Genomic DNA, 24,470 nt, shown 5'->3' with positions numbered 1-24,470 from the left:
TCGGTCCCGAACGTGTTCGCGCCGCCCGACATGCGGCTGCGGCGTCGACGGTCGAGCGATGTCCGAACTCGACGTCAGAGAGATTCCGCCGAACGAGCGGCACGACCGGATCCACGAGGCGTTCGCCGACCTGGAGCCGGGCGAGTCGCTCACGATCGTCAACGACCACGACCCGAAGCCGCTCTACTACGAGCTGTCGGCCGAGGTCCCCGCGTTCGACGACGAGGCGTACGCGGTCGAGCGCGAGGGTTCCGAGCGGTTCGTCGCGGAACTGCTGAAGGCCGAAGGCGGAGCCGAGCCGGAGGCGGTCCGGATCGCCGACCTCGACGGCGAACCCCACGCCCGGGCGTTCCCCGGCGCGGAGCCGAAGACGGTTCGGCTCTCGCTGGACGCCGGCGAATCGGCGGCGGAGCACGACCACCCGGACCGGACGGTGCTGTTCAACGCGCTGACTGGCGCCTTCGACGTCGCGCTCGACGGCGAGCCTCACCGCGTTGAGGCCGGCGAACTGCTCCGCTTCGAGGGCGATCGGACGGTGAAGCCGATCGCGCGCGAGGACGCCACCGCGCTGATCGTGCTGGCGCCGCGGGGGGAAGCGTAGGCGACGCGCGGTTTCGATGACCGACCGCCCCGGAGCGGACGACGTTCGCTCCGAACATGTTCGTCGGAATTCCCGCACGGCGAGTCGGCGCGCAGGGCGTTACAACTACCGACCGCGAACGAAGACCCACATGACGGACGACACGACACTCGATCGGCGACGATTCGTACAGGCCACGACCGCCGCGGGCGCGACGCTCCTTCTCGCCGGCTGTTCCGGCGGGAGCGACGGTGGCGACGGCGGCGACGGCGGCTCGGGCGGAAGCGACGGCTCGGGCGGAAGCGACGGCTCCGGCGGCAGTTCCGGTGACGGCGGGGACGGCGGCGACGGCGGCGACACACAGTACCTCAGCAAGGAGCCCGACTACGGCGGCTGGTTAGAGGGCGCGAACAACTACGACCAGACCGTCGACGCCACCGGACAGGACGAGGTTACGGTCTCGGTCGGAGCGGGGGACGGACTCTCTTTCGGCCCGGCCGCCGTGGCGGTGAGCACCGGGACCACCGTCGTCTGGGAGTGGACCGGAAAGGGCGGCGGCCACAACGTCGCTGCCGACTCGGGCGCGTTCGAGAGCGAGACGGTCACCGAGGAGGGCCACACCTTCGAGTACACCTTCGAGGAGACGGGAACGTTCACCTACGAGTGTACCCCCCACTCGTCGGTCGGCATGAAGGGCGCCGTCGTCGTTCGGTGACGCCGCGGTGCGGCTGAATCGCGCCCGGGACGCCGACGCGACGCGGACACCTTTTTTTCGAAAACACCTTTCGAGCAGGGAACCGACCGCGTTCTCACGTCCTCGGAACGCGGTCGGCGTCCGCCGAACGTGTTCGCGCGCTTCCAACCGCACAGCAAGCCGCTCGACGACCTATATACCGAACCCCGCAACGTCCGCCTGTCGCGAGGGAATCGCCGCTCGCGGATCTACCCATGTCGAACGACACACAGCGGTCCACGGACGCGGGGGAATCGGGCGACCAGACGACCGACTCGACGGACGGGTTCGACTCCATGCTCCCCGGCGTCCGTCGCCGCGACTTCATGAAGGCAGGCGCCGCTGCGGGGGGCCTCAGCGGGCTGGCGGGCTGTACCAGCATCCTGAGCGAGGACGACGTCCAGGGGACGGCCTCGGCGAGCGGGGTCGACAACTCCGTACCGCCGGGCGAACACGACGAGTACTACGCGCTGCTCTCCGGCGGGCAGGCCGGCGACGTCCGCGTCTACGGGCTCCCGTCCATGCGCGAACTCATCCGCATCCCGGTGTTCAACCGGGACGCCTCGCGCGGCTACGGCTTCGACGACGAGAGCAAGCAGATGCTCGAAGACGCCGGCGGGTACACGTGGGGCGACACCCACCACCCGCGGATCAGTCAGACCGACGGCGACTACGACGGCCGGTTCGCGTACGTCAACGACAAGGCGAACGGGCGGATGGCCCGGATCGACCTGACGTACTTCGAGACGGACGCCATCGTCAACATCCCGAACCAGCAGGGCACCCACGGCGCCTGCGCGCAGCTGCCGGACACCGACCTCATCTTCGGCGTCGGCGAGTTCCGGACGCCGGTCCCCAACGACGGGAGCGGGAACCTCGAAGACCCCGACTCCTACGGCTCCGTCCTCGCCGCGATCAACCCCGAGAGCATGAACGTCGAGTGGGAGGTCCTCATCGACGGCAACATGGACAACGGGGACGGGAGCAAGGAGGGCCGGTACTTCTTCACGAGCGCCTACAACACCGAGGAGGCCGCGACCGAGTCCGGGATGACCCGGGCCGACCGCGACGACGTGAAGGCGTTCGACATCCCGCGGATCGAGGCTGCCGTCGAGGCCGGCAACTACGAGATGCTGAACGGGGTCCCGGTCGTCGACGGGCGGAAGGACAGCCCGCTCAACCAGGGCGACGAGCCCATCGTCCACTACATCCCGACGCCGAAGAGCCCGCACGGCGTGAGCGTCACCCCGGACAACGAGTACGTGATCGTCAGCGGGAAGCTCGACCCGACGGCGTCGGTGATCGACATCGACAAGATCGACGAGGTCGACGACCCGACCGACGCCATCGTCGGCCAGCCGAAGCTCGGCCTCGGCCCGCTCCACACCGCCTACGACGGCCGCGGCCACGCGTACACGACGCTGTTCATCGACTCGCAGGTCGTCAAGTGGGACATCGAGGAGGCGGTCGAGGCCGAGGCGCGTTCCGAGAGCCCGGTGATCGAGAAGATCGACGTCCACTACAACCCCGGGCACCTCATCGCCGCGGAGTCGTACACGGAGGACCCGGCTGGCGACTGGCTGGTCTCGCTGAACAAGCTCTCGAAGGACCGGTTCCTCCCGGTCGGCCCGCAGCACCCGGAGAACGACCAGCTGATCTACATCGGCGACGACGAGAACGGGATGGAGCTGGTGAAGGACTCGCCGGCGCAGGCCGAGCCGCACGACGCGTCGATCTGCCACAAGTCGAAGATCGACCCGAAGGAGGTGTACGACCCCGAGGACCTCGAACTCAGCCACACCGCCGAGGGCGAGTCCACGATGGAGCGCGTCTCCGAGGACCGCGTGGAGATCGAGATGTACTCCACCCGGAACCACTACGGGTTCCAGGAGATGGTCGTCCGGGAGGGCGACGAGGTGGAGATGCAGGTGACGAACATCGAGACCACGAGCGACATGCTACACTCGGTGGCGATCCCCGACCACGACGTCCACATGCGGGTCGCGCCTCAGGAGACGCGTAAGGCGACGTTCACCGCCGACGACCCCGGTGTCTACTGGGTCTACTGCGCGCACTTCTGCAGCGCGTTGCACTTAGAGATGCGCTCGCGGCTCATCGTCAAACCGGAGGAGTGACGCCATGAGTTCGTCGCTCACGCGGCTGACCGAGATCCGACGCGCGCTCCCGCTGGCAGCGGCGGCGCTGCTCGTCGGCGCGCTGCTGGTCCCGGTGTGGAAGATCACGCTGACTGCGCCGCAGTACCCCGGTCAGGAGCTGCTCATCGAGCTGTACGCGTACCCGCGCCTGGGCGGCGACTTCGCCGAGGTACAGGGGCTCAACAAGTACGCCGGCTTCCACTACCCCGACCCGGTGTTCATCGACCCGAACTACGCCGTCAGCGAGGCCGCGATCGACGTGCCCGAGTGGCTGCTCGGGCCGGTCGTGTTCGTCTCCCTCTCGCTCACGGGGGTGTTCGTCGCGTTCGCGCCGACGGCCCGCAAGCTGAAGGCCGGGCTCACGGCCCAGCTCGTCGGGACGGTCACTGTCTTCGTCGGGATGTTCGCGTTCATCCAGTACCGGCTCTACCAGGCCGGCCACTCGCTGGACCCGGACGCGCCGCTCCGGGGCATCGAGTCGTTCACGCCGCCGCTGCTGGGGCCGTACGAGGTGGCGAACATCTCCGGCTTCGCGTGGTTCGGCCCCGGCGGGTACATGACCGTCCTCGCGGTCCTGTTGCTCGCCACCGCGTACCTCGCGCGCGACATCGAGGCGACCGTGGACGAACTGCCGGCGCTCGCCCGCGCGCTCCCCGGAGCGGTCCGCGACCGCGTCGGTGGGGGAGCGGCCGCCGACCGAGACCGCGACGTCGACGGGGGCGACCATGTCGGGTGACCGCCTCGAAGTCGGCTTCCTCGCGGCCGCCTGCGCCGCGGCCGCCGTCGCGGTCGCCCTCGGCGTCGCGCTCCCGGTCGCCGGCGCTGGCGGCGCCGCAGACGCGAGCGCCCCGGTCGCCCCGTCGAACGCCTCCGACGCCCCCGGGCTCGACGTGGCCACGGACTTCGCCGCGACGGGCGTGACCGCGCCCGAGCACGACGGGACCGCGACGGTCGACGGCGAGTCCTTCGCGTCGGCGCAGGCCGCGGTCGACGCCGCCGACCCCGGTGAGACGGTCGTCCTCGACGGCCGGTTCGACGAGCGCGTCAACGCGAGCGTCGACGGCCTGCGACTCGTCGCGAGCGCGGACGGCGCCGTGATCGACGGCGGCGGCGAGGGGCGCGTGCTCACCCTGAGCGGCGAGAACGTTACCCTCTCCGGCGTGTGGGTCCGCGGCTCCGGGAGCGACCTCGGCACCGAGGACGCCGGCGTCTTCGTCGCGGGCGACCGCGCCCGGATCGAGTCGGTCCGGATCGCCGACACGGCGTACGGGATCTGGGTCGACGGCGCCGACGAGGCCGTCATCGAGGACGTGCGGATCGACGGCCGGGAGGACGTGTACCCGGTCACCGACCGCGGCAACGGGATCCACCTGTTCGAGACGCGCGGGACCGTCGTCCGCGACACCGAGATCACGCGCACCCGCGACGGCATATATTTCTCATGGGCGACGGACGTGCTCGCCGAGAACAACACGATCCGCCACACGCGGTACGGCGTCCACTACATGTACTCGGACGACAACCGCCTCGTGGACAACGTCGCGGCCGACAACGGCGTCGGCTACGCGCTGATGGTGAGCGAGGGGCTGACCGTCCGGAACAACACGGCCCTACGCAACGACGGCGGCAGCGGCCACGGGATACTGGCGAAGGACATCGAGGACTCGGCGATCGCCGGCAACCGCCTCGTCGCGAACCGGAACGGGCTCTACCTCTACAACGCGCAGGGGAACCGGCTCGTCGACAACCTGATCTACCGGAACGGGATCGGGATCCACAGCGCTGCTGTGAGCAACAACGCGGTCGTCGCGGGCAACAGCTTCGTCCGCAACGGTCGGGCGGCCAAGACGGCGCGGAACTCGCTCATCGCCTGGAACGGCACCGAGCGGGGCAACTACTGGTCGGGCGCGCGGACGGCCGACCGCGACGGCGACGGCGTCAGCGAGATCCGCCACCGACCGATCGGGATCGTCGAGAACCTCGTGGACGAGACGCCGCAGGCGGCCGTGTTCGCGAACAGCCCGGCGTTCGAGGCGGTGCGGCTGGCCGAGAGCTCCTTCCCGGTGATCGAGACGCCGGGCGTCGTCGACCGCCGCCCCCTCGTCGAGCCGAACCACGACTGGCGCGCCTACGAGCCGACCGGCGAGGCCCGCGCCGCGAACCGAACCGCCGACACGGAGGACACACCATGAGAATCGACGCGACCGACGTGCGGAAGGCGTACGGGGACGTGACCGCCCTCGACGGGCTCTCGCTGTCGGTCCCGAGCGGCTCGACGTTCGGGATCATCGGCACCAACGGGGCCGGTAAGTCGACGCTGTTCCGGCTGCTCGTCGGCCACGACCGGCCGGACGCCGGGACCGTCAGCGTCGGCGGCACCGACGTGACCGAGGACGGGCGGCGGATCCGCGAGCGCGTCGGCTACCTCCCCGAGCACGTCGGGTTCCCGGACGGGCTCACCGGCCGCGAGGTCCTCGGCGTCCACCGGGCGACGCGCGGCCTCCCGACGGACGGCCGGACCGCCGAGGCGATAGCGCGGGTCGGGCTGACCGCGGACGAGGCCGACCGCCGGGTCTCGGGCTACTCGAACGGCATGCAGCGCCGGCTCGGCTTGGCGACGGTGCTGTTGCCCGACCCCGACGTGCTGATCCTCGACGAGCCGACGGCGGGGCTCGACCCCCGCGGCGTCGACGAGTTCCACGCCATCGTCGAGGAGATAACGAGGGAGACGGACGCGACGGTCGTGTTCTGCTCGCACGTGCTGGGAGAGGCCGAGCGGCTCTGCGACCGCGTCGCCGTCCTCCACGACGGACGGGTCCGCGCGTCGGGGCCCGTCGATGAGCTCGCCGCGGGGGTGAGCGAGGCGGCGCCGGCCGCGACCGACGCGGGAGCGACTTGCGAGACCGGCCGGGACGCCGGCGGGCTCCGCGCGGCGTTCCGCCGGGCGGTCGGCGACGACGCGGCGCGCCGCGCCGCGACCGATGCCGAGGAGGTGGCGCCATGAGCGACCCGACGAAGCGGGCCGAGGAGGGCGACGCCGAGACCCGTCCGGACGGCGGGCACGCGGACGCGGCGGCCGCCGTTGGGGCGTTCGACGCCGACGCGGACGTCGAGTCCGACGACTCGTCGGCGTCGACGGCGACCGTCGCGGCGACAGAGACGGAGGCGAACGACGGCGTCCGCGGGGCGCTGCGTCACGTCTTCGTCGTCGCGGTCACCGAGTACCGGCTGGCGGTCCGGAGCCGGTGGGCGCTCGCGCTGACCGCGCTGTTCGTCGTGTTCGGCGGGGTGATGCTGACGTTCAGCGGCTCCGCCGTCGGACCGGCGGGCGCCGAGCGCGTCGTCGCGTCGCTGACGAGCCTCGCCGCGTACCTCGTCCCGCTCGCGGCGCTCGCCTTGGGCTACGACGCGATCGTGGGCCGCGAGGACGAGGGGTGGCTCGCGGTCGTGTTCTCGCTGCCGGTCCGGCGGAGCGAAGTCGTCGCCGGGACGTACCTCGGGCGGCTGGCGGTGCTGGCCGGCGCGACGCTCCTCGGCTTCGGCTTCAGCGGCGCCCTGATCGTCCGCGAGTTCGGGGTCGCCGAATTGCCCGCGTTCCTCGGGTTCCTCGGTGGCGCCGTCGGCGCCGGCGCCGCGTTCCTCGCGCTCGCGCTGCTGCTGTCGACCGTCGCCCGCGAGAAGACCCACGCGCTCGGCGCGGCGCTGCTCGCGTGGGTGTGGTTCGTGCTGGGCCACGACCTGCTCGCGCTCGGCGTCGTGGCGGCCGCGGAACTCCCCGACGCCGCGCTGTCGGCGCTGGTCCTGTCGAACCCGGTGAGCGCGTTCCGGGTGCTCGTGTTGTCGGGGCTCGGCACGACCGCGGGCGGCGGCTTCACCGCCGTCCTCGCCGGGAGCGGGCTGTCGGCGGCCGCGCTGGCGGCGTCGCTCGTCGCGTGGTGCGTCGTCCCGGTCGCGGCCGCGGGCGTGCTCGTCCGCCGGCGGCGGCTCTGAGGAGCGTCGGTCGGCCCGTAATTCTCCACTCCGGTGGAACTTTCCGACCCACGGCTGGAATTGACCACGATGCCCTCCGAAGCGGACGAACAACTCGAATCGATCCGCCGTCTCCTATTGAGCGTCGTGTTGCTGCTCGGAGTCGGAGTCGCGGCGCTCGGCGACATCGCCGTGGCGGTCCGCGGCTACGAGACTTTGATACCGACCGTTGCCCGCGCAACCGGAATCGTGAGTGTGATCGTGGTCATCGTACAGATATTCTCGGGGTGATTCCGGACCGAGCCGGAGGACACTGACTGACCGGAAGGAACTCGAAGTCAGCCGGTCACTGAATCCGCTCGATCCCGTCGTCCTCGGGCGACTCGAAGTCGACCGGGCGCCGCGGGAGGTCGTCGACGAACTCCCGGACGATGGTGCGCTCGACGCGCTGGAGCACCTCGCTACACGTGGACTTCGCGATGCCGACGTGATCGGCCACCTCGGTGAGCGTACACTCGCGCGGCACGTCGTAGTAGCCGCGGTCGACCGCCTCGAAGAGGACCTCGCGCTGGCGCTCCGTGAGCGACCCGCCCGGGTTCACGCGCTGTTGGACGTACTCGACCTCGAAGTCGGCGCCCACGTCGCGGAGCGCGTCGCCGAACTCCGCCACGCGCTCGTGGTCGCCCGTCACGTCGACGCGGGCGACGCCGTCGCGGATCTCGACCGGCATCTCGATGGGGACGCCGGCCCGCCGCGCGACCGTCTGGAGCAGCGGGACGAGCGCCTCGACCTGGACGGTCACCATGCCCTCGTCCTCTGCCATCACCGACGAGTGGGTGATCGTGTCGTGGTCGTCGACGGCGTCGAGGATCGGGTCGGTGTCGTCGGCGGTGATCCGGACCAGCGCGAACCCGGCGCCGTCGTCGGGGGTCGCGGTCATCACCTGGAACCGCGCGTCCGGGAACTCCCGCGAGACGTCGCCCACCCACGGGCCGTCCGGGATGTCCACGCGGAGGCGTGCCTGTGCCATGCGCGCCCGTTCGGCGCCGGGGTGGAAGTACCTTCGGCTCCGCGCTCGCCGGAACATGTTCGCCACAAACGACCCGTGGATCAGGTTCGTCGATCGACACATGAGCGCCGAACCCGGCGATTCAGCAGCGGTCGAACGGGCGGTGGCCGAGCGGACGGAGGCGCCGACCGAGGGGGAGACGGTCGTCCTCGACGTGCGAAACCTCGGCCCGCCGAAGCCGCTGCGCGAGACGCTCGAACGCGTCGAAAGGCTCGGCGGCGGCGACGTGCTGGTACAGTACAACGACCGGAGCCCGCAGTTCCTCTTCCCGCGCTTAGAGGACCGCGGGTACGCCTACGCCGCGGTCGAGACGGACGCGACGGAGGCGACCGTCACGGCGATATGGCCGACCGACCGCGAGAAGGGTCTTTCGGACGATCGGGCCGGCGAAGACGACGCGACCGCGACCTGAGCGGCCGCTGCCGGTGTCGACTACCGTCTCCGGAGCGCGCGCTGCCCTCGCCGGACGCGACGCCGATTCCGCCCGCCGAGAGCGCGGGGGAACACGTTCGGGAACGGCCCCAAACGGATCGGGACCGTATCCGATCCCGACAGATGTTCGACGACCTCGACACCGACCGGCGGCCGCTGGTCCTCGTCTGGGAGGTCACGCAGGCCTGCGGGCTCGCGTGTCGGCACTGCCGCGCCGACGCGAGACCACAGCGGCACCCCGACGAGCTGACGACCGCGGAGGGGAAGCGACTCCTTGAGGACGCCGCCGCGTTCGGCGACGGGCAGCTGGTCGTCCTCTCCGGCGGCGACCCGCTCGCGCGCGACGACCTCACGGAGCTGGTCTCGTACGGGGACGACCTGGGCCTCCGGATGACGATCACGCCGAGCGGGACGCGGTCACTCACACCGGAGCGCGTCCGCGACCTCGCCGACGCCGGGATCGCGCGGATGGCGCTCAGTCTCGACGGCCCGACCCGCGAGCGCCACGACGCGTTCCGCGGCGAGGAGAGCTTCGCGGACACGGTCGAGGCCGCGCGCGCCGCCCGCGACGCCGGGATCCCGCTCCAGGTCAACACCACGGTCTGCGCGGACACCGTCGACGACCTCCCCGCGATCCGCGACCGCGTCCGCGACCTGGGCGCCGTCCTCTGGAGCGTCTTCTTCCTCGTCCCGGTGGGTCGCGGCCGCGTCCTCGACCCGATCGACCCCGGGCGCGCCGAGGACGTGATGGCGTGGCTCCACGAGGTGTCCGACGAGGAACGGTTCGGCGTCAAGACGACCGAGGCGCCGTTTTACCGTCGAGTGGGGATTCAGCGGGCGGACGGAGGCGACGCGGACGGCTCCGCGCAGCGGCGCGGCGGAATCACGGCCGGGCGCGGCTTCGCCTTCGTGAGCCACACCGGCGAGGTGTACCCGTCCGGCTTCCTCCCGGAGTCCGCTGGCAACGTCCGCGATCGCTCGGTGGTCGACGCGTACCGGAACGCCGACCTCTTCGAGTCGCTCCGCGACCCGGACGGCTTCTCGGGGAAGTGCGGCGCCTGCGAGTACCGCCACGTCTGCGGCGGGAGTCGCTCGCGGGCGTACGCAGCGACCGGCGACCCGACGGGCAGCGATCCCCTCTGCCCGTACGTCCCCGAGGGCTACGACGGGCCGCTCCCGGAGCGGCAGCGCACTGGCGACGACGGCGAGCGTCCCGAGCCGGCCGACTGAGTTCAGGGTCAGGCGTACGCTTCGAACTCCTGCCCGAACGCGAGGAAGTAGCCGGTACCGGCGACGCCGATGACCGCCGCGACCGTGAACGCGACCTCCGGGCTGACGAAGTCCCACAGGTACCCGCCGACCGCGGCGCTCGGGATGACTATCGCGTTCCGGAGGAGGTAGTACGTCCCGGTGACGCGGCCGCCGGACCCGCTCTCCGCCGGGCCGACGATCAGCGCCTTGTGCGACGGCAGCCCCGCGAACCGGAGCCCGGAGAACGCGAAGACCGCGACCATCACCGCCGACAGGGGCAGCGCCGACCCCGCGAGCGCCGGCGCGTAGATCAGCACGACGGGGAAGACGGCGTAGACGGCGAAGCCGACCGCGACGACCGGCTTGAGCCCGACGCGCTCCGCGAGCTTCGAGGCCGGGACCATGATCAGCAGCGCGACGAGCATCTCGACGCCGAGCAGGTAGCCGAAGAACGCCTGCGGCGAGAGGTCCACGTCGTACGAGAACCCGCCGAGCGCGACGGTGGTGTCGAGGCCGACCTGGAAGAACTGCGTGACGACGAGCACGAAGAACACGTACACCATCCCGTTCGCGAACCGCACGAGCGTGTCGCCGACGAGCAGCGGCCGCAGCGGCGCCGGCATCTCCCGCAGGTCTCGTCGGATCCGGTCGAGCCCGGCGAACGAGTCGCCGATGGAGTCGCCGCTCGCGTCGTAGAGGACGTGTTGGACGGCGGTTCCGAGGACGCCGAACGCCACTCCGACCGCGAGGACGTACCGGAAGCTGACGGTGAACTCCGCGCGCAGGCCGATGAGGACGGCGGCCAGCACCGGGCCGATCAGGAACGCCGTCCGCCGGAACGTCTCCGTGCTGGCGAACCCGGCGGCCAGCCGTGAAGGGGCCGTCGCCTGCTTGACCACCGCGAACGTCGCCCCGAGGCCGAACGACTTCCACGCCTGCGCGAGGACGAGGCCGACGAAGACCCAGATCCACGGCTCGACGACCACCCCGGCCACGTCGACCGGGCCGATCGCCGGAGCGACCAGCCAGACGACGAAGCCCAGGGTCGACAGCAGCCCGAAGACGGTCAGCGCGTACCGCGACCCGATTCGGTCGGAGACCGCGCCCCCGGGGTACGGGTACAGCGCCGAGATGACGTTACCGAAGGTTCCGAAGAGCCCCACGACGAACCCCGAGGCCCCGAGCGCGACCATGTATTCCGGGAGGAATCGGTTCGTCATCTGGAAGCCGAGACTGAACGCGAACATCGCGACCGACAGGACGAGCACGTCCCGCTCTAGCGCGAAGAACCGGCGGAACGCGTCGAGCGCACCGGACCGCTCGGCGTCGGCCGCCGCGTCGTCGGTCACGAGTGGCCCCTCCGCGCCGCGAGGCGGTCGCAGTCGTTGACTCCGGCCCTGGCCCGCGGTGCGACGGGAACGAACATACGCGTTCTCCGGTTCGGGCCGTGAAAAATCCGACCCCGTCACTCGGGGCCCGTCTCGGTCGCGCGGACGAGCGCACGAAGCTCGCCGAGCGAGAGCGGCTCGATCCGCTCGCGGGTCCCGTCGCTCGTGTAGAACAGGCTCGTCTCGACCGGCCTGTCGGCGAACCACTCGTCGAGGACGTGGTAGTAGACGCTGAGCTGCTTCCGGTACTCGGCCCGCGCGCGCCGGGTCGCGTCCGTCTTGTAGTCGATCACCTCGACCCGGTCCGGCGTCACGCGGACGAGGTCCGCGATTCCGGAGAGAGTGACGCGCCGGCCGTCGACCGCGACCGGGAGCGTGACCGGCTCCTCGACCCGGAGGTCGCCCGACAGGCCGTCGAGGAGCTCGGCGATCCGCCGCTCGTGGTCGTTCGACGGCGTCACGTCGTCGCCGAGGGCGTACGCCTCCGCGAAGTCGTGGACGCGCGACCCGAAGTCCATCCCCCGCGTCTCGGGGTCGGCCTCCGGACCGGGCTCCGGTCGCTCGCCCGCGTCCTCGAACACCGACTCGTCCATCAGCGAGTGGGGCGTGTGACCGATCGGCCCGTCGGGCGCCGTGACCGCGAACGGGAGGTCCGCGTCGGCCGGCTCGCCGCGGTCGAGCGGCTCGACGTCGGGATCGGCCTCCTCGACGGAGAACGGGAGCTCGGCGAGGAACGCGTTCGGGTCCTCGCCGGCCGCGAACACGACGTGGCTCTCCGCGCGCGTCACCGCGACGTAGAGCAGCCGCCGCTCCTCGTCGTACCCCCGCGGCAGACAGCGCCTGACCACGTCGTACCGCCAGTCGTCGTACACGTGCGGGTGGGCGCCGTCCTCCGAGTACACCTTCCGCCGGCGGAGCCCGACCGGGTCCCGGAACTGGATGACGCTCGACCCGCCGGCCCGCGGCGGGAAGCGCCCCTCGTTCATGTTCGCCATGACGACGATCGGATACTCCAGCCCCTTCGCCGTGTGAATCGTCTGGACGGTCACCGCGTCGTCGCCCGCGGACGCGCTGACGTCGACTGTGCCGCCGGTCTCGACGCCGCGCTCGATGTGCCGGATCAGGTCGCCGCGCGTCGCCGTCGTCGAGTCGTGGACCGACTGGATCGTGTCTAAGAGCACGTCGGCGACGTCGCCCGTGAACCCGTACCGGTCGAGGACGCGGCGCGCCACCGCCCCGACCGACTCCAGATCGCGGAGCTCGTCGCGGAACTCGGCCGGCCCGGCCGGGTACGACCCCGTCTCCAAGATGTGGTCAACCTCGTCGACCGCGTAGCCGATCCGTTCGAGCACCACCGCCCAGCCGCGGTCGGCGTCCGCGTCGAGGATCCGGAGCCACGCGAGCAGCAGCTTCGCCGGGTCGGTCCGGAACAGCTCGATCTCGCCGTCGTACGCCACCGGGAAGTCGTGCTCCGCGGCGACGTCGAGCAGCTCCCGCCCGTAGTCGCGGGTCCGCGTGAACACCGCGACGTCCCCGTACTCCGGCGGGCGCGGCTCCCCGTCCTCGCCCTCGACGGCGTAGTCGTCGTTGCCGACGATATCCTGGACCTTCGAGAGGACGGCCTCGTGTTCGTCCTCGTGGCGGATCCCCTCGATCACGGTGTTGTCGAACGCGGCGTTCGCGGAGAGCTCGACCACGTCGTCGAGGGGGGCGTCGACGGGCTCGCCGCTCGACGCCGGCGTCGCGATCGCCCGCTCGGAGAGGTCGATCACCGACGCCGTCGACCGGTAGTTCTCCCGCAGTTCGATCCGGGTCGGGTCGGGCGAGTCGAACGGGACGCGGTCCGCGTCGGCGTTGAGGTCCGCCGCGAACCGGTCCAGGCGCCCCTCGAACTCCAGGATGTTGTCCACGTCGGCGTACTGGAACGAGTAGATGCTCTGCTTCCAGTCGCCCACGACGCAGAGGTTGTCCGCCGCGGAGAGGAGGAGCGCGAGCTTGAACTGGACCTCGCTCGTGTCCTGGAACTCGTCGACGGTGACGTACTCGAACGCCGCCGTCTCCCGGACGCGCTCGTTCTCGCAGAGAAGGACGAACGCGAACAGCTGGAGGAAGCTGAAGCTGAGGTAGTTGCGACGCAGCGCGAACCGGAGGTACCCGAGGTAGGCGTCGTGGACGAACGCCTTGAGCGCCTCGCGGTCCTCGCGGAACACCGCCTCGGCCACGTCGTCGTCGAGTCGCTTGGTCCCCCGACCGCCCCGCAGCGCCAACTTCGAGGGCGCGTCCGGGAGGTACGTCTTGTCGCGGCCGAACCGGCTCAGGTCCTCGCGCAGGACCGACTGCTTGCGGCCGTCGTTGCGGGGGTCGTTCACCGCGTCGAACCTTTCTTTGAACGCCTCGAAGTCCCCGTCGAGGTGGGACTCGCCGTCGCGGTACCAGCCGTCCGCGGCGGGGAAGACCCCCTTCGACGCGAGCTCCCGGATCAGGTCGAGCAGTTCGCCCGGCGACGAGAGCACGCGGTAGAAGTCGGCGTGCTCCGGGTGGTCGTCGCGGAAGCCGCCGAAGAACTCGCGGAACCGCTCGGCCTCGATCAGCTCGTCGTCGAGGATCCGCGTCGAGCCCGTGATCCGCTCGTCGATGCCGAGGTGCGTCGGCGCGGCGTACCCGTGTTCCTGAAGGAGCTCGTGGCAGTGCGAGTGGAACGTCCGGATCGGGGCGTCGGCCAGCTCCCGCAGCCCGTACGCGCTATGGTCGACGATCCGCGCTTTCATCTCCGTCGCGGCGCTCCGCGTGAACGTCGCCAGCAGCACGTCGTCCGGGTCCGTCTCGGGCCGGTCGACGATCCGGCCGTAGCGGCGGGTGACGGCGAACGTCTTCCCCGTCCCGGGGCCGGCGTCGACGAGGTAGGTCCCCTCCGTGCCCTCGATGAGCTCCCGCTGCGCGTCGTTCGGCGTCGGCTCGCTCATCGGTCGCCCTCCAGTAGCAGGTCGCGGTTGTCCACGCGCCGGTAGTTCGGCTCGCCCCCGAGCCCGTCGACCGGGAACCGCTCCTCGCCGGCGCGTCGCTCGTTGAGCTCGTCGAGGCGCTCGCCGACGAACGACTCGAACGCGTCGAGGTCCTCGCGGAAGAACGCCCGCCTCCGGGCGCCGTTGAGCTCCCGAATCGCCTGGTCGACGCCCTTCTCGGCGTCGACGCCCGCCGCGGTCGCCGCGCGGACGGCGTCGGTGAACCGCGCGGCGAACGCGGAGTCGCGCAGTTCGCCCCTGTCGGTCGTCTCGGGGAAGGTCAGCGGGGCCAGAATCTCCTCGTACGCCTCGTAGCCGAGGTCCGCGAACGTCTCCCGGCAGTCGGCGTAGCCGTCCAACAGCCGCTCGTAGGCCTCGCGAGAGGCGACGTACTCGTCGAACGCGACCGGGTGGTAGGTGACGGTCGTGAGCGCGTCGTCGAGGTCGGCCTCGCCCGCGATCGCGTCCGCCATCGGTTCGAGGAAGTGGAAGAACGTGAACTCCAGCCGCTCGTCCGGACGGACCGACCGGTAGTACGCGAGGTACAGCGCCGCCTGGAAGTTCGGCGCGTCCGCCGGCGGGTCGGCCGCCGCGCCGCCGACCACCTGCGAGGCCCGCTTCCTGCGCCCGCTCTTGTAATCGAGCAGGTGGGTGGGCGACCGCACGAGGTCGATCTTTCCCTTCAGGCCGAGGGACGCGTCCTCGAACCAGCGCTCGGTGAGCGGCGAGTCGACGGGCTCGTCGAAGTAGTCGGCGAAGAAGTTCGTCCCCCGCCCCGAGGCCGGCGTGAGGAAGTCGTCCGACTCGGGTGCCGCCTCGTCGAGATACGCCGTTATCAGTTCGAGGCCGACGCGGTACGTGCGGCGGCGCAGCGGCTCGTCGTCGGCCGGGAAGAACGCCGCCGCCTCCGCGAGCATCGCGTCGACGAGGTCGCCGGTGTCGGCCGCGGCGACCGCGTCGGGGTGGTTCACGTAGAACTCCGCGAAGTCGTGGAAGAGGTTCCCCTCGACGAACCGCTCCCGGTCCGGCGCGTCGAGGAGCCGGTCGAAGAGGTAGTCGCGCGGGCTGTTGACGTAGCTGTTGAGCGCCGACTGGCTGACCGTCTCGACCGACTCCGGCTCCACGCCGGTCGGCTGCCGGTCGAACCCCTCCCCCGTCGGCCGCGGGCGGCGCCGGTATTCGACCGAATCGAGGTCGCTGAACCGCTCGAACTCGTCGTCAAGGAGGTCGCCGAGGTACAAACACGGGGTGATCGGCTCCCCGCCGGCAGCGTCCTGGACGAGGTAGTACCGCCGGTCGCCGCTCTGGAGTAGGCGCTGGAAGTCGCCGACGTAGCGGTCAAACTGCGCCTCGGTGTCGACCCAGGGCCGCTGGGGCGCCGAGTGCGTCCACGCCTCGCCCATGCCGAGGTGGAAGACGACGGGTTGGTCCACGTACGCGGACGACTTCGCGTCGGCGAGGAGGACCCCCTCGTTGTCCGCGTCGACGGGGACCTCGTAGGTCTGGAGGTAGTACGCGAGCCGGTCGACGGCGCCCTCGGTCACGGGCTCGTCCGCGAGGCCCAGGCGGCACAGCTCCTCGTCGAGGCGGCTCAGATCGACGCCGGCCTCGGTCGCGTACGCGTCGAGCGCCGCCGCGAACGTCCGGTCCGCGGCCGCGTCGCGGAACGACCGCAGCCACGCCGCGCCCGCCCCGTCGACCGCCTCGATCCGCCGCTCGCGGTCGGCGACCGGAACGTCGATCCCCAACTGCGAGAGGACCGGCGCGGCGTCGCCGACGGTCGTCTCGGAGCCCCGGAAGCAGAGCCGGAGGAGCCGGACGAACGCCCGGTGATGCGGGTCGTCTGCGAACCCGGGGCCGCCGTAGAAGGGGATGTCCGCCGCCTCGAACGCGGACTCGACGAGCGAGGAGTACCGCCCCCCGCCGTCGAGGACGACGGCGACGTTCTCGGCGTTGCTCGGGGAGACCGTCTCGAGGAGCGCGGCGACGACGTCCGTCGCCGACTCGAAGACGTGGAACGGCGGGTGGTCGAACGCCTCGTCGGTGAACAGGTCGACGCGGTCGAACGACTCGGGGAGGACGCCGCGTTCGAGCGCGGTCAGCTGGTCGTGACCGACGACGGCGACCGACCGTCCGTCGTCGATCTCGTACTCGGTGAGCCGCTTCGAGGTGGTCCGGAGCGTTCGCATGCCCGCGACGACCTCGCGGGTCGCGTCGTCGACGTAGGCGTCGTACTCGAGGATCGCGTCGAGCCGCCCGGTGTGCTCCCAACACTGGAGGACGTTGCCGACGGCGTACGCGACCGCCTTCCAGTCGCGGTCCGTCGACGTGACGAGTTCGAGGAACGCCCGCCGGTCCTCCGCCTGCTCGCGGCGGCCGGCGGCGAGGCGGCGCGGGGTGGTCGCGAACGTCCCGAAGTGCGGGCGGTCGAGGCGGCGGTTGATGGCGCTCGCCAGCGGGGCGTCGGGGGTGACGACGAGGTCGTACCCCTCGACCGCCGCGTAGAGTGACTCCGCCCGTTTCGCTCTCCGAATAGGCACGCCTACCGAGGATACGGACGAGTCACAAAAAGATACGGAAGGCGCCCGCGACCCCGCGGGCGCGGTCAGGCCCGGGGGGCGGACGGCGGTCGGGATCAGCCGCCCGAATCCGACGTGCCCGTCGTTGACGCGGGCGACGGCACCGGCGTGAGGGGGCCGAAAGCGAGAGCGAAGGGTCCGAGGCGGCTAAAACGCGTCCGAGTCGAGCACCCGATGCGGCACGTTCCGGTCGCGGAGCTTGGAGGTGTGTCGCGGTATCTCGTCGGTGACGGCGACCAAGAGGACGTCGAGGCCGAGCATCCCCGCCTCGGCGACGCCCTCCGCGGTCCCGAACCGGACGTCCGGGGAGGCGTCGCTCCGGGAGACGAGCGCGTACGCCTCCGTCCCGGCGACCGCGACGAGGCCCTCGTCCGGGACGTGCGTCGAGACCACGTCCGGGTCCAGGCGCTCGTCGTCGGTGACGGTCGGGACGGGCAGCACCGAGACGGTCCCCGTCTCGTAGTCGACGACGCCCTCGAAGTCGGCGACGCCGACGGCCTCGCCCCTCGCCGCGCTCGTGACGGTGACCGCGGTCGCGGTCCCGCCGGCGGGGTTGGCGTGGAGGACGCCGTCGCGCATCACCAGCCCGACCTCCTTCCCCTCCGCCACGTCGTCGAGCGCGATCGCGGCGTCGACCTCGACGCTTTCCAACACGTCGGAGTTCACCCGTTCGAGGTACGTCTCCAGGTCGTCGGTCCGGGAGATGAGCCAGTCGACGCCCTCCTTGGTCACCTCGTAGCGCCCGCGGCCGCCCTTCTCGACGTAGCCCGACTCGACGAGGTCGCGGACGTAGTCGCTGACCGCCTGTGAGGTCACGCCGATCGCGTCCGCGCCCTCCCCTTGGCTCACCGCCGGCTGGCGGGCCGCGATCTCCACGAGCACCTGATAGCGCGTCGCGCTCCGCTTGTTCTCGAGGACGTCCGGCGACCCGCCGCCCGCTGTGTCACCCATTACCGGCCCGTTGGCCGCCACAAGCAAAGTCTTGTTGTCTATCTCACGGCGAGCTTGCGCTGCGGCCGGTTCTCAGCTCAGTTGAGAAACCTCAGTGTACACAATTCAAATTTGCTTGTTCCGCGGTGCGAGAGAGTTGTACTCCGGACGGGAGCGACCGGGCCGCGGAGCGACGCGAGATCGAATCCGATCTGCTCGGACCTACGCGGGGCGGCGACGGTGCGGTACGCGGGGCGGCGACGGTCGCGCCGCCCAGATCGGTCCCCGTTCGGCTGGGTTCACCACGGGAAAATCGAGATCGGTGTAAAAGCGATCGGTGAGGAAGTGGGCGCTACAGGACTTGAGTCCCGTAGTTATCTCGTTGTATTCGGCTTGAATTTGTGTGTTACTCATTGTTGTATAATCTGCCAGCGGCGGTCTGCCTTCTCACGCTCCGAAGCGCGGTCGTAGTGCTTGTCGAGAACGTCCTCGCTCGCGTTGAGCTGGTCCGAGACGACGCCGCGCGGGACACCGTCGTTCCGGTACTTTGTCACCCGCGCCTTGCGGGCGTCGTGAGGTGACCGAGCGGACGGACACCCGCTCACGTGCCGGAACGTCGCGAACTTACACGACTCCGGATCCTCGTCGTGCGGACACTCCTTGCCGATGAAGCACGGGCGAGTCCATCGGTAGAATGCCGTCCGGATGGTCCCGGCCGCGATCCGGCCCGCGTCGGTAGTGACGAGCGGGTTCCGCCCGTGGTCGTCGACAGTGTCCGTCCGCGGACCGTCGATGTAGTCCTCTAGAATCTGTGCGACTCGGCGGCTGATACGGTTGATTCGCTCGCTCGCGGTGTCGTTCTTGAGCGGGGTTCCCGTCTCCGGCCGGTGAACGAACTCGATCGAGGGCTGGTTTCCCTCCAAGTCGAGATCCTGGAGATCGAGCGATCGGACGGCACCGAGGCGAGCGCCGGTGTGCCAGATCAACGCCCACACGACGTGATCGCGGCTCGCGTACTCGTACCGAGAGAGGTACTCGACGATGTCCGCGGCCCGCTCGGGTCGAAGGTACGAGTCGCTCACCTCGTCGTCACGGGTGAGCTTCACCAGCGGCACCTTCTCGTACAGGTCCGAGTGAACCGCCTCGATCTCCCCGCAGAACTTGAGGAACGACCGCAACGTCGAGAGGTTCGAGTGAAGCGTCTTCTTCGCAAGTTCGTCGACCTTGCTGTTGCTGTACCCGCCTTCGCGTCGCCAGATGCGGTATTCGTACAGGTCCCGACCGGAGAGCTCGTTCAGGTTGTCGATCGCGCCCTCTTCGCGACACCACTCGACGAACGGCCGAAGCTCGCTCCGGTGGGTCGTCTGAGTCCACTCGGCGCGATCCTCTTTCATCCGGTCGAGATGCATCTCGACGGCTCGATCGGGTGGAATCGGTTCTAGCTCATCACTCATCGGAGTCCTCCGGCTCTTCGATCTCGTCGTCCTCGTCGTCGTACATCGCGAGCTGCTCGGCGATCCGACGAGCGTGTCCGCTCTGGTCGCTCACGCGGATCCCTCCTTACCATCGAGATCGCGATCGTAGGGACCGACTGGCGTTACGAGCCGAACCCGATCGCGGGTCAACTCGGCGCCAGTCTTGCGGTCGCTGAGAGTCTGAAACACGCCGTCATAGTCGTCGCTCGCGGCACACTTCTGACACCAGAAGTGGTGATTCGTCGGTTCCCACGAGCGGTGGCCGCGGGGACACACGAACCGCCACCTATCCTGCCGGTCTTCGATCCGCACAACTTCTTTCGGAGGCATCGATTCCGACCGATGAACGGGTGTTAAAAAGAGAAGATCCAGACGCGTGGAGTGAAACTGAAAGTAGTCGCCTCCGGCGATTGTGTTACGGTTCCTCAGTCGATCGGGGATTTCAAACCCCGGCGCGTAGTGGTCGAGCATGGCTTTCGTACCTCGGATACGGAAGCCCGCGCGGGCCCGCTGTCTCCAGCAGCGGGGTCCGCTTTCCTGCGAGCCGGACCCATCGGAGAGCGACGGGTCCGCGAGAGTGCTTCCGTTGATCCGGATGTAGCGTAGCGGGTACTTATATTTTGACACTATACAGTATTATAGAGAAACCAAATGGGATCAGAAGGCGGTCTCTTAGGTGATGTTATCACACGGGACCGAGTCGTGAAGGTATGCGCCCGCTGGTATCGTGGATGACCAAGTCGGACCCTGCGATCTTGGAGTTGCTCGACGAGTCCGACCTAGATCTTCCCCCAGCGGTGATTTCTCACAACGTCGACGGCGTCTCTCACCCGACGGTAAAGCGACGACTCCCGATCCTCGACGAGCATGGACTCGTCGAGAAGACCTCCGAGAAGCGAGGCTACTACCGGGTCACCGAACGCGGGCGGGCCTACCTCGCTGGCGACCTCGACGCGGGCGACCTCGAAGAGTAACGGACTAAGTCGGCGGTGCTACTCGACGCCGAGTTCGCGGGCGGCAGCCGCCGAGATGGTGAGCCCGGCGTCCGCCGTGGTCACCTGTTCGTCGATCACGTCGTCGAGTACCTCGCGCAGTTCCGCGATGAACGAACTCGGCCGATCGACCTGAACACGCGTCGTCGATTTGTCGGCGTAGTTCAGCCCGCGGTGTCGAACGTAGATCCGCGCGAACGACCGCCGGACCGACTGAGGTACGTCCCACACAACCGCAGGGAGATGGTCGAGCGACGTCTTCGCGCCGGTCGGTGCGCCCATCGCGACGAGACACCGACCGAGGACCGTCCCGTCACACGTGGGGACGATCTCGGTCGCCCGGTTGGGCGTGTCGGCGTTGCGGGTACGTGTCTCTAGGCCGACGCGCTCGAAGGCGTCTCGGACCTCCGCGGCGCTCACTCGTCTTCCGGGTGTCACCGCGGGGCTGTAACTCTCGGTCGCGATGCTCCCACCCGCGAGGACGTGTGCGAGCAGCTCGACGAGCGCGGCTGCCGTCTCACCCTCAGGGTCCGGGTCGAGCCAGCCGTGATCAATCGCAGTTTGAATCCCACGGACGGAATCTGGCATCCCCTCGTCAAGCCATCCCCGAACGCGGCCCGGTGGAAGGTCGAGGGCTTTCCCGACCCGGATGCGCCCGTGGTTAGGGTGTTCGGCCGCATATTCTTGGACCCGTCGATAGTCAAAGACCTTCTCCCACGGATCCGGATACTCACGATCGCTGTATGTGCGAGCGAGAGCCGATGCCGTGGGGACCATACACGTGATACTGCGACAACAGGATTTGAAGTCTCCCCTCAAATTTTCATCCGTGATACCTACGCCATTAAGTACATATACCGGATCGTCGTCTTCTCGGGTAGCCAGCAACCTGAAGGGCTCACTTCGGCAGCGGTACCGGAATCGAGTCCTCGGCCCTAGCTGGGTTCAATCATGAAACTAATCAACCCGTTCAAAGGAGAAGATCGTGCTGTCAGTCCCGTTATCGGGGTCATACTCATGGTCGCAATTACCGTGATTCTGGCCGCCGTCATCGGGACATTCGTCCTCGGACTCGGCGATCAGTTAGGCGATACCGCACCGCAAGCATCTTTTGACACAGATAATGTAGAAGGGACTGGAAACGGTATCTCATTCGATATCACAAAGACTGGCGGCCAAGATCTTGATCCGAGCGATCTCACAGTGACCGTGGATGGAACCAGAGTCGGAACTGTAGCAGATAGCGCAGATTCAAGTTCCAATCCGTGGCAGTCTGGGACTACGTTCTCCTTTACCGAGCTTACTAGTACAGATTACAGTACCTCCCAGAATGTCGATATCAGTATAGTTCACGATCCGAGTGGAAATACTATTTACGAAGATACCGTTTCGACCTAACCGGACAACTAACTCTCTTTCATTTGCTGTATTATCCTTCTATCGCCACTGACTCTGTATCTGAGTTCGGTATCGCAATCCAATGACATCTGTGTTGAACCGTTGGATTGTAGCTGGAGCTAGTTCATCGCGAGCCTCTCGAATATTCGTCTCTGACTGAATAAGATGTGCGAGCGCAGCGTCGATCACGACGCTCATCGGCGGGTCGTCGTCGGGACCGCTCGCCACGATCTCGCTAGCCTTTTCGAGCTGGCGCTCGCGCTCATCGGTGAGTTTGAGGCTGGTTCGACGACTCATTTATACCACGTTGTATGTACCAGGGTCACGATCCCGTCGTTCTGGAGTGACTGAACCGGTCTGTGTTGAAGTAGTACCCACGGATCGACCACGATCGCCGCGGTCGCCACCCGCAACCCAACCGATTTCTATGTACCTCGCGCATCGATCGTCCCGAGCGAAGTACATAGATCGCGGATTGTGAATACATCCACGTTGGACCCCACGGGGTCGCGTCGAGAACCCCTCTCCACAAGGTTTCACGCTCGCCCCACGAGCTCCAACAGCGTCGGCACTTCACCGTCTTCGGGGAAGCGCACCAAGTACGCACGCTCGCCGACGCGCTGCGTGTGAGCGTCGGCCTCCTTGATCGAACCGTCCTCTGCGACTAATCCGTCGAGTTCGAGGTGTTGTTTGTCGATCGTTACGGTTCCGCTACCGTCGCGGTCGACGAGACTTTTGAATCCCATCGACCCTCGCGGGCACGGTGGTTCACTTAAATGTACCTCAAAGTGACACGGAACGGGCATAGACCGTACTGAATGCGGGAGTATATGGGGAACACCGTGGCCCGGCCGCTCGCATGGCGAAAATGGAATTCGACGCCGTTGACGCCGCCCTCGTAGTGGCGGGGCTCGCCTCGGCGTTCATGCTTGTCGGTATCGCAACGTTCCAACTGTTCGACGTGAACTTTGGTGCGACACAGTTCACCGTCGCGGGAATCGGCCTTTCGACCGCGTGGATCATCGGCTACGGCTCGATCGTCGGCACTATCCTGACGAACGACAACACCGAGTTTCAGTCGCTCTCTGACGACATTCAGGGGCTTCAAGGCTGGTACATGTTCGCGGCTATCGGGACGCTCGTGCTTCCGGTCGCGTTCGTCGCGCTCCCTGACACGGTCGGTACCTTCTTCCAGAGTTCCGACCTGTGGGGACTCCTGTACGTGGTAGCGGTTACTGCCGGCCAGCTCGCGCTGGGGTGGATGCTATGAGTTCGATCTGGGACGGGGAGGACACGATCGCGGGAGTGATCTGGATCCTCACCTCGATCGGCTCCCTCAACTGGGGGCTCGTTGAGTTCTTCGACTACAACGCCGTCGCCGAGTTCTCGACCGCGCTCTCCTCGCCGGTCGTCGCGACCGTCGTCTACGGCGCAGTCGCCGTCGCCGGCGTGATCACGTTCGCCGATCACCTCGGCGTCTACGACGTCACCGACGTCGTCGACTCGATTCGGGGTGACGATTCATGAACCGCAACACAATCGCGGCCGGCGGGCTTCTTCTCGCGGTCGTCGTGCTGCTCGGCGGGTTCGCCGCCGGCGGCGTCGCGGCCGACACGGCCGTCGACAACGGGACCGTAGAGGTCACAAACGACACGGACAGCGCATATGCCGACGTGACGGCGGCTCCGATCTACTCCGGCGATCCGGCGCCGAATGTGACGGTCGTCGTTGAGGGGCTACCGAACGGGACCGACATCGGGAACGGAACCGAGCTACTGAACGAAACACGAACCCTGTCGAGTGGGTCTGTCGAATCCTACGAGTATGCGCTCACCGACGACGATCGAGGCAACTACACTCGCGTCCATATCTCGGTGACGGGCTCGGGCGACGGGTCTCTCATCGAGTCGGTCGACTGGGGCGTTATCAAGCGCGTCTCCGGCGGTGCCGGCGGTGGTCTCGGCGGTACGGGCGCCTCGACCGGCTTGATCGTGGCGGCGATCGCCCTCCTCGGGGCGATCTACCTCAGTCGCGAGGACTAGCATGACCACAACACAATTAGACGACGATCGGACGTTCACGCGGCGGGGGGTAATGAGAAAAGCGGCAGCTGTGGGTGTCGGGTCCGCGGCGACGATCGGCGGGGCTTCACGAATGGGCGGTTCCCCTGTCGGTTCAGCTGCGGCGATTGCGCCGCTTGGTGTGGGCGCGGCGGCAGGAGCAGCGGCGCTAGGATACCTAATAAATGAAGGTGTAGACCTATTTACCGGGCCCGATAGGGACTACTCGAATTATACGGGCAAAAATGCTCTTGAATCAAGCATTAAAGAGGATTTTCTAGAGCTGAAGTCCGTAGACGAGCGGGTAATGACCTCCATCGAGAATAACCTATAGTAGTCGGTAGAACTTTTTACTCAGAGAGATATGTTGCCTGTAATGGATCACCTCAACGAGATCTCCGTCGAAGAACTCCAAGAGGCGCTTGACAATGTTGATGGAAACAAGCCGACTCAACG

26 protein-coding genes are annotated in these 24,470 nt (G+C 68.4%); 16 read left to right on the top strand and 10 right to left on the bottom strand.

Going from position 1 to position 24,470, the window contains the following annotated elements; genetic code table 11:
• Positions 1 to 58 precede the first annotated feature (58 nt).
• From DVK06_RS03660 to DVK06_RS03625, 8 genes are all read left to right on the top strand, one after another.
• Positions 59 to 601, top strand: coding sequence for a DUF2249 domain-containing protein (locus tag DVK06_RS03660; protein WP_121599332.1), 543 nt, complete (start codon positions 59 to 61; stop codon positions 599 to 601).
• 130 nt (positions 602 to 731) lie between these two features.
• The gene (locus DVK06_RS03655) at positions 732 to 1,295 is read left to right on the top strand and encodes a halocyanin domain-containing protein (protein ID WP_121599331.1); all 564 of its coding nucleotides are present in this window, start codon (positions 732 to 734) and stop codon (positions 1,293 to 1,295) included.
• A gap of 233 nt (positions 1,296 to 1,528) precedes the next feature.
• Positions 1,529 to 3,448: a TAT-dependent nitrous-oxide reductase gene (gene nosZ, locus DVK06_RS03650; RefSeq protein ID WP_121599330.1), complete on the top strand. Its 1,920-nt coding sequence runs from the start codon at positions 1,529 to 1,531 to the stop codon at positions 3,446 to 3,448.
• Between the two features lie 4 nt (positions 3,449 to 3,452).
• Complete coding sequence (locus tag DVK06_RS03645; protein WP_121599329.1) at positions 3,453 to 4,205, top strand: hypothetical protein; 753 nt, start codon at positions 3,453 to 3,455, stop codon at positions 4,203 to 4,205.
• Positions 4,195 to 5,661 carry a nitrous oxide reductase family maturation protein NosD gene (nosD, locus tag DVK06_RS03640; protein WP_121599597.1) on the top strand — a complete coding sequence of 489 codons (1,467 nt, stop codon included), beginning with the start codon at positions 4,195 to 4,197 and terminating at the stop codon, positions 5,659 to 5,661. The genes DVK06_RS03645 and nosD overlap by 11 nt, the downstream gene beginning before the upstream one ends.
• Complete coding sequence (locus DVK06_RS03635; RefSeq protein WP_121599328.1) at positions 5,658 to 6,473, top strand: ABC transporter ATP-binding protein; 816 nt, start codon at positions 5,658 to 5,660, stop codon at positions 6,471 to 6,473. Before nosD ends, DVK06_RS03635 begins: the two co-directional genes overlap by 4 nt.
• A complete protein-coding gene (locus DVK06_RS03630) occupies positions 6,470 to 7,459 on the top strand; it encodes an ABC transporter permease (RefSeq protein ID WP_121599327.1) in 990 nt (329 codons plus the stop codon). Before DVK06_RS03635 ends, DVK06_RS03630 begins: the two co-directional genes overlap by 4 nt.
• Before the next feature lie 69 nt (positions 7,460 to 7,528).
• A complete protein-coding gene (locus tag DVK06_RS03625) occupies positions 7,529 to 7,729 on the top strand; it encodes a hypothetical protein (RefSeq protein WP_121599326.1) in 201 nt (66 codons plus the stop codon).
• 55 nt (positions 7,730 to 7,784) lie between these two features.
• Here DVK06_RS03625 and DVK06_RS03620 read toward each other — a convergent pair whose 3' ends face one another.
• A complete protein-coding gene (locus DVK06_RS03620) occupies positions 7,785 to 8,525 on the bottom strand; it encodes a helix-turn-helix domain-containing protein (RefSeq protein ID WP_121599325.1) in 741 nt (246 codons plus the stop codon).
• A gap of 43 nt (positions 8,526 to 8,568) precedes the next feature.
• Between DVK06_RS03620 and DVK06_RS03615 the strand changes: the two genes are divergently transcribed.
• Entirely contained in the window at positions 8,569 to 8,919 is a 351-nt protein-coding gene (locus tag DVK06_RS03615; protein ID WP_233561607.1) for a DUF2249 domain-containing protein, read from the top strand.
• A 143-nt stretch (positions 8,920 to 9,062) separates the two neighbouring features.
• Positions 9,063 to 10,169, top strand: coding sequence for a radical SAM protein (locus DVK06_RS03610; protein WP_121599323.1), 1,107 nt, complete (start codon positions 9,063 to 9,065; stop codon positions 10,167 to 10,169).
• A gap of 8 nt (positions 10,170 to 10,177) precedes the next feature.
• Here the strand turns inward: DVK06_RS03610 and DVK06_RS03605 are convergent, their stop codons facing one another.
• The 6 genes from DVK06_RS03605 to DVK06_RS19755 all read right to left on the bottom strand — a co-directional run bounded on the left by DVK06_RS03605 (position 10,178) and on the right by DVK06_RS19755 (position 19,894).
• A complete protein-coding gene (locus DVK06_RS03605; protein ID WP_121599322.1) occupies positions 10,178 to 11,539 on the bottom strand; it encodes an MFS transporter in 1,362 nt (453 codons plus the stop codon).
• 116 nt (positions 11,540 to 11,655) lie between these two features.
• Positions 11,656 to 14,541, bottom strand: coding sequence for an exodeoxyribonuclease V subunit beta (locus tag DVK06_RS03600; protein WP_121599321.1), 2,886 nt, complete (start codon positions 14,539 to 14,541; stop codon positions 11,656 to 11,658).
• Positions 14,538 to 17,120 (bottom strand): PD-(D/E)XK nuclease family protein, encoded by a 2,583-nt coding sequence (locus tag DVK06_RS03595; RefSeq protein ID WP_121599320.1) that lies wholly within the window; start codon positions 17,118 to 17,120, stop codon positions 14,538 to 14,540. Before DVK06_RS03595 ends, DVK06_RS03600 begins: the two co-directional genes overlap by 4 nt.
• 186 nt (positions 17,121 to 17,306) lie before the next feature.
• A complete protein-coding gene (locus tag DVK06_RS03590; protein WP_121599319.1) occupies positions 17,307 to 18,110 on the bottom strand; it encodes a MarR family transcriptional regulator in 804 nt (267 codons plus the stop codon).
• A gap of 389 nt (positions 18,111 to 18,499) precedes the next feature.
• The gene (locus DVK06_RS03585) at positions 18,500 to 19,543 is read right to left on the bottom strand and encodes a site-specific integrase (RefSeq protein ID WP_121599318.1); all 1,044 of its coding nucleotides are present in this window, start codon (positions 19,541 to 19,543) and stop codon (positions 18,500 to 18,502) included.
• Positions 19,544 to 19,633: 90 nt separating this feature from the next.
• Positions 19,634 to 19,894, bottom strand: coding sequence for a hypothetical protein (locus DVK06_RS19755; RefSeq protein ID WP_121599317.1), 261 nt, complete (start codon positions 19,892 to 19,894; stop codon positions 19,634 to 19,636).
• Positions 19,895 to 20,274: 380 nt separating this feature from the next.
• On the opposite strand from DVK06_RS19755, the gene DVK06_RS03575 reads away from it, so the two are divergent.
• Positions 20,275 to 20,538, top strand: coding sequence for an ArsR family transcriptional regulator (locus DVK06_RS03575; RefSeq protein WP_121599316.1), 264 nt, complete (start codon positions 20,275 to 20,277; stop codon positions 20,536 to 20,538).
• 18 nt (positions 20,539 to 20,556) lie between these two features.
• Here the strand turns inward: DVK06_RS03575 and DVK06_RS03570 are convergent, their stop codons facing one another.
• On the bottom strand, positions 20,557 to 21,333 hold the full coding sequence (locus DVK06_RS03570; RefSeq protein ID WP_121599315.1) for a hypothetical protein: 777 nt from the start codon (positions 21,331 to 21,333) through the stop codon (positions 20,557 to 20,559).
• Between the two features lie 174 nt (positions 21,334 to 21,507).
• Here DVK06_RS03570 and DVK06_RS03565 point away from each other — a divergent pair, with 174 nt between their 5' ends.
• Entirely contained in the window at positions 21,508 to 21,954 is a 447-nt protein-coding gene (locus DVK06_RS03565; RefSeq protein ID WP_121599314.1) for a type IV pilin, read from the top strand.
• Between the two features lie 39 nt (positions 21,955 to 21,993).
• Here DVK06_RS03565 and DVK06_RS19750 read toward each other — a convergent pair whose 3' ends face one another.
• Positions 21,994 to 22,251, bottom strand: a complete 258-nt coding sequence (locus DVK06_RS19750; protein WP_121599313.1) for a hypothetical protein — start codon at positions 22,249 to 22,251, stop codon at positions 21,994 to 21,996.
• 239 nt (positions 22,252 to 22,490) lie between these two features.
• Positions 22,491 to 22,700, bottom strand: coding sequence for a hypothetical protein (locus DVK06_RS03555; RefSeq protein WP_006113927.1), 210 nt, complete (start codon positions 22,698 to 22,700; stop codon positions 22,491 to 22,493).
• Positions 22,701 to 22,813: 113 nt separating this feature from the next.
• Here DVK06_RS03555 and DVK06_RS03550 point away from each other — a divergent pair, with 113 nt between their 5' ends.
• From DVK06_RS03550 to DVK06_RS18185, 4 genes are read left to right on the top strand one after another with little or no spacing between them, the layout of a single operon-like run.
• Complete coding sequence (locus DVK06_RS03550) at positions 22,814 to 23,224, top strand: hypothetical protein (protein WP_053771138.1); 411 nt, start codon at positions 22,814 to 22,816, stop codon at positions 23,222 to 23,224.
• A complete protein-coding gene (locus DVK06_RS03545; RefSeq protein WP_121599312.1) occupies positions 23,221 to 23,481 on the top strand; it encodes a DUF378 domain-containing protein in 261 nt (86 codons plus the stop codon). Before DVK06_RS03550 ends, DVK06_RS03545 begins: the two co-directional genes overlap by 4 nt.
• A 44-nt stretch (positions 23,482 to 23,525) precedes the next feature.
• On the top strand, positions 23,526 to 23,996 hold the full coding sequence (locus DVK06_RS03540; RefSeq protein WP_147438046.1) for a hypothetical protein: 471 nt from the start codon (positions 23,526 to 23,528) through the stop codon (positions 23,994 to 23,996).
• Position 23,997: 1 nt separating this feature from the next.
• On the top strand, positions 23,998 to 24,348 hold the full coding sequence (locus DVK06_RS18185) for a hypothetical protein (RefSeq protein WP_147438045.1): 351 nt from the start codon (positions 23,998 to 24,000) through the stop codon (positions 24,346 to 24,348).
• The last annotated feature ends 122 nt before the right edge of the window (positions 24,349 to 24,470 follow it).

Source organism: Halorubrum sp. Atlit-28R (assembly GCF_003665955.1).
Taxonomy (GTDB): domain Archaea; phylum Halobacteriota; class Halobacteria; order Halobacteriales; family Haloferacaceae; genus Halorubrum; species Halorubrum tropicale.
Note: the sequence above shows the minus strand (reverse complement) of the source record. Positions and strands in the feature narration are given on the sequence as shown.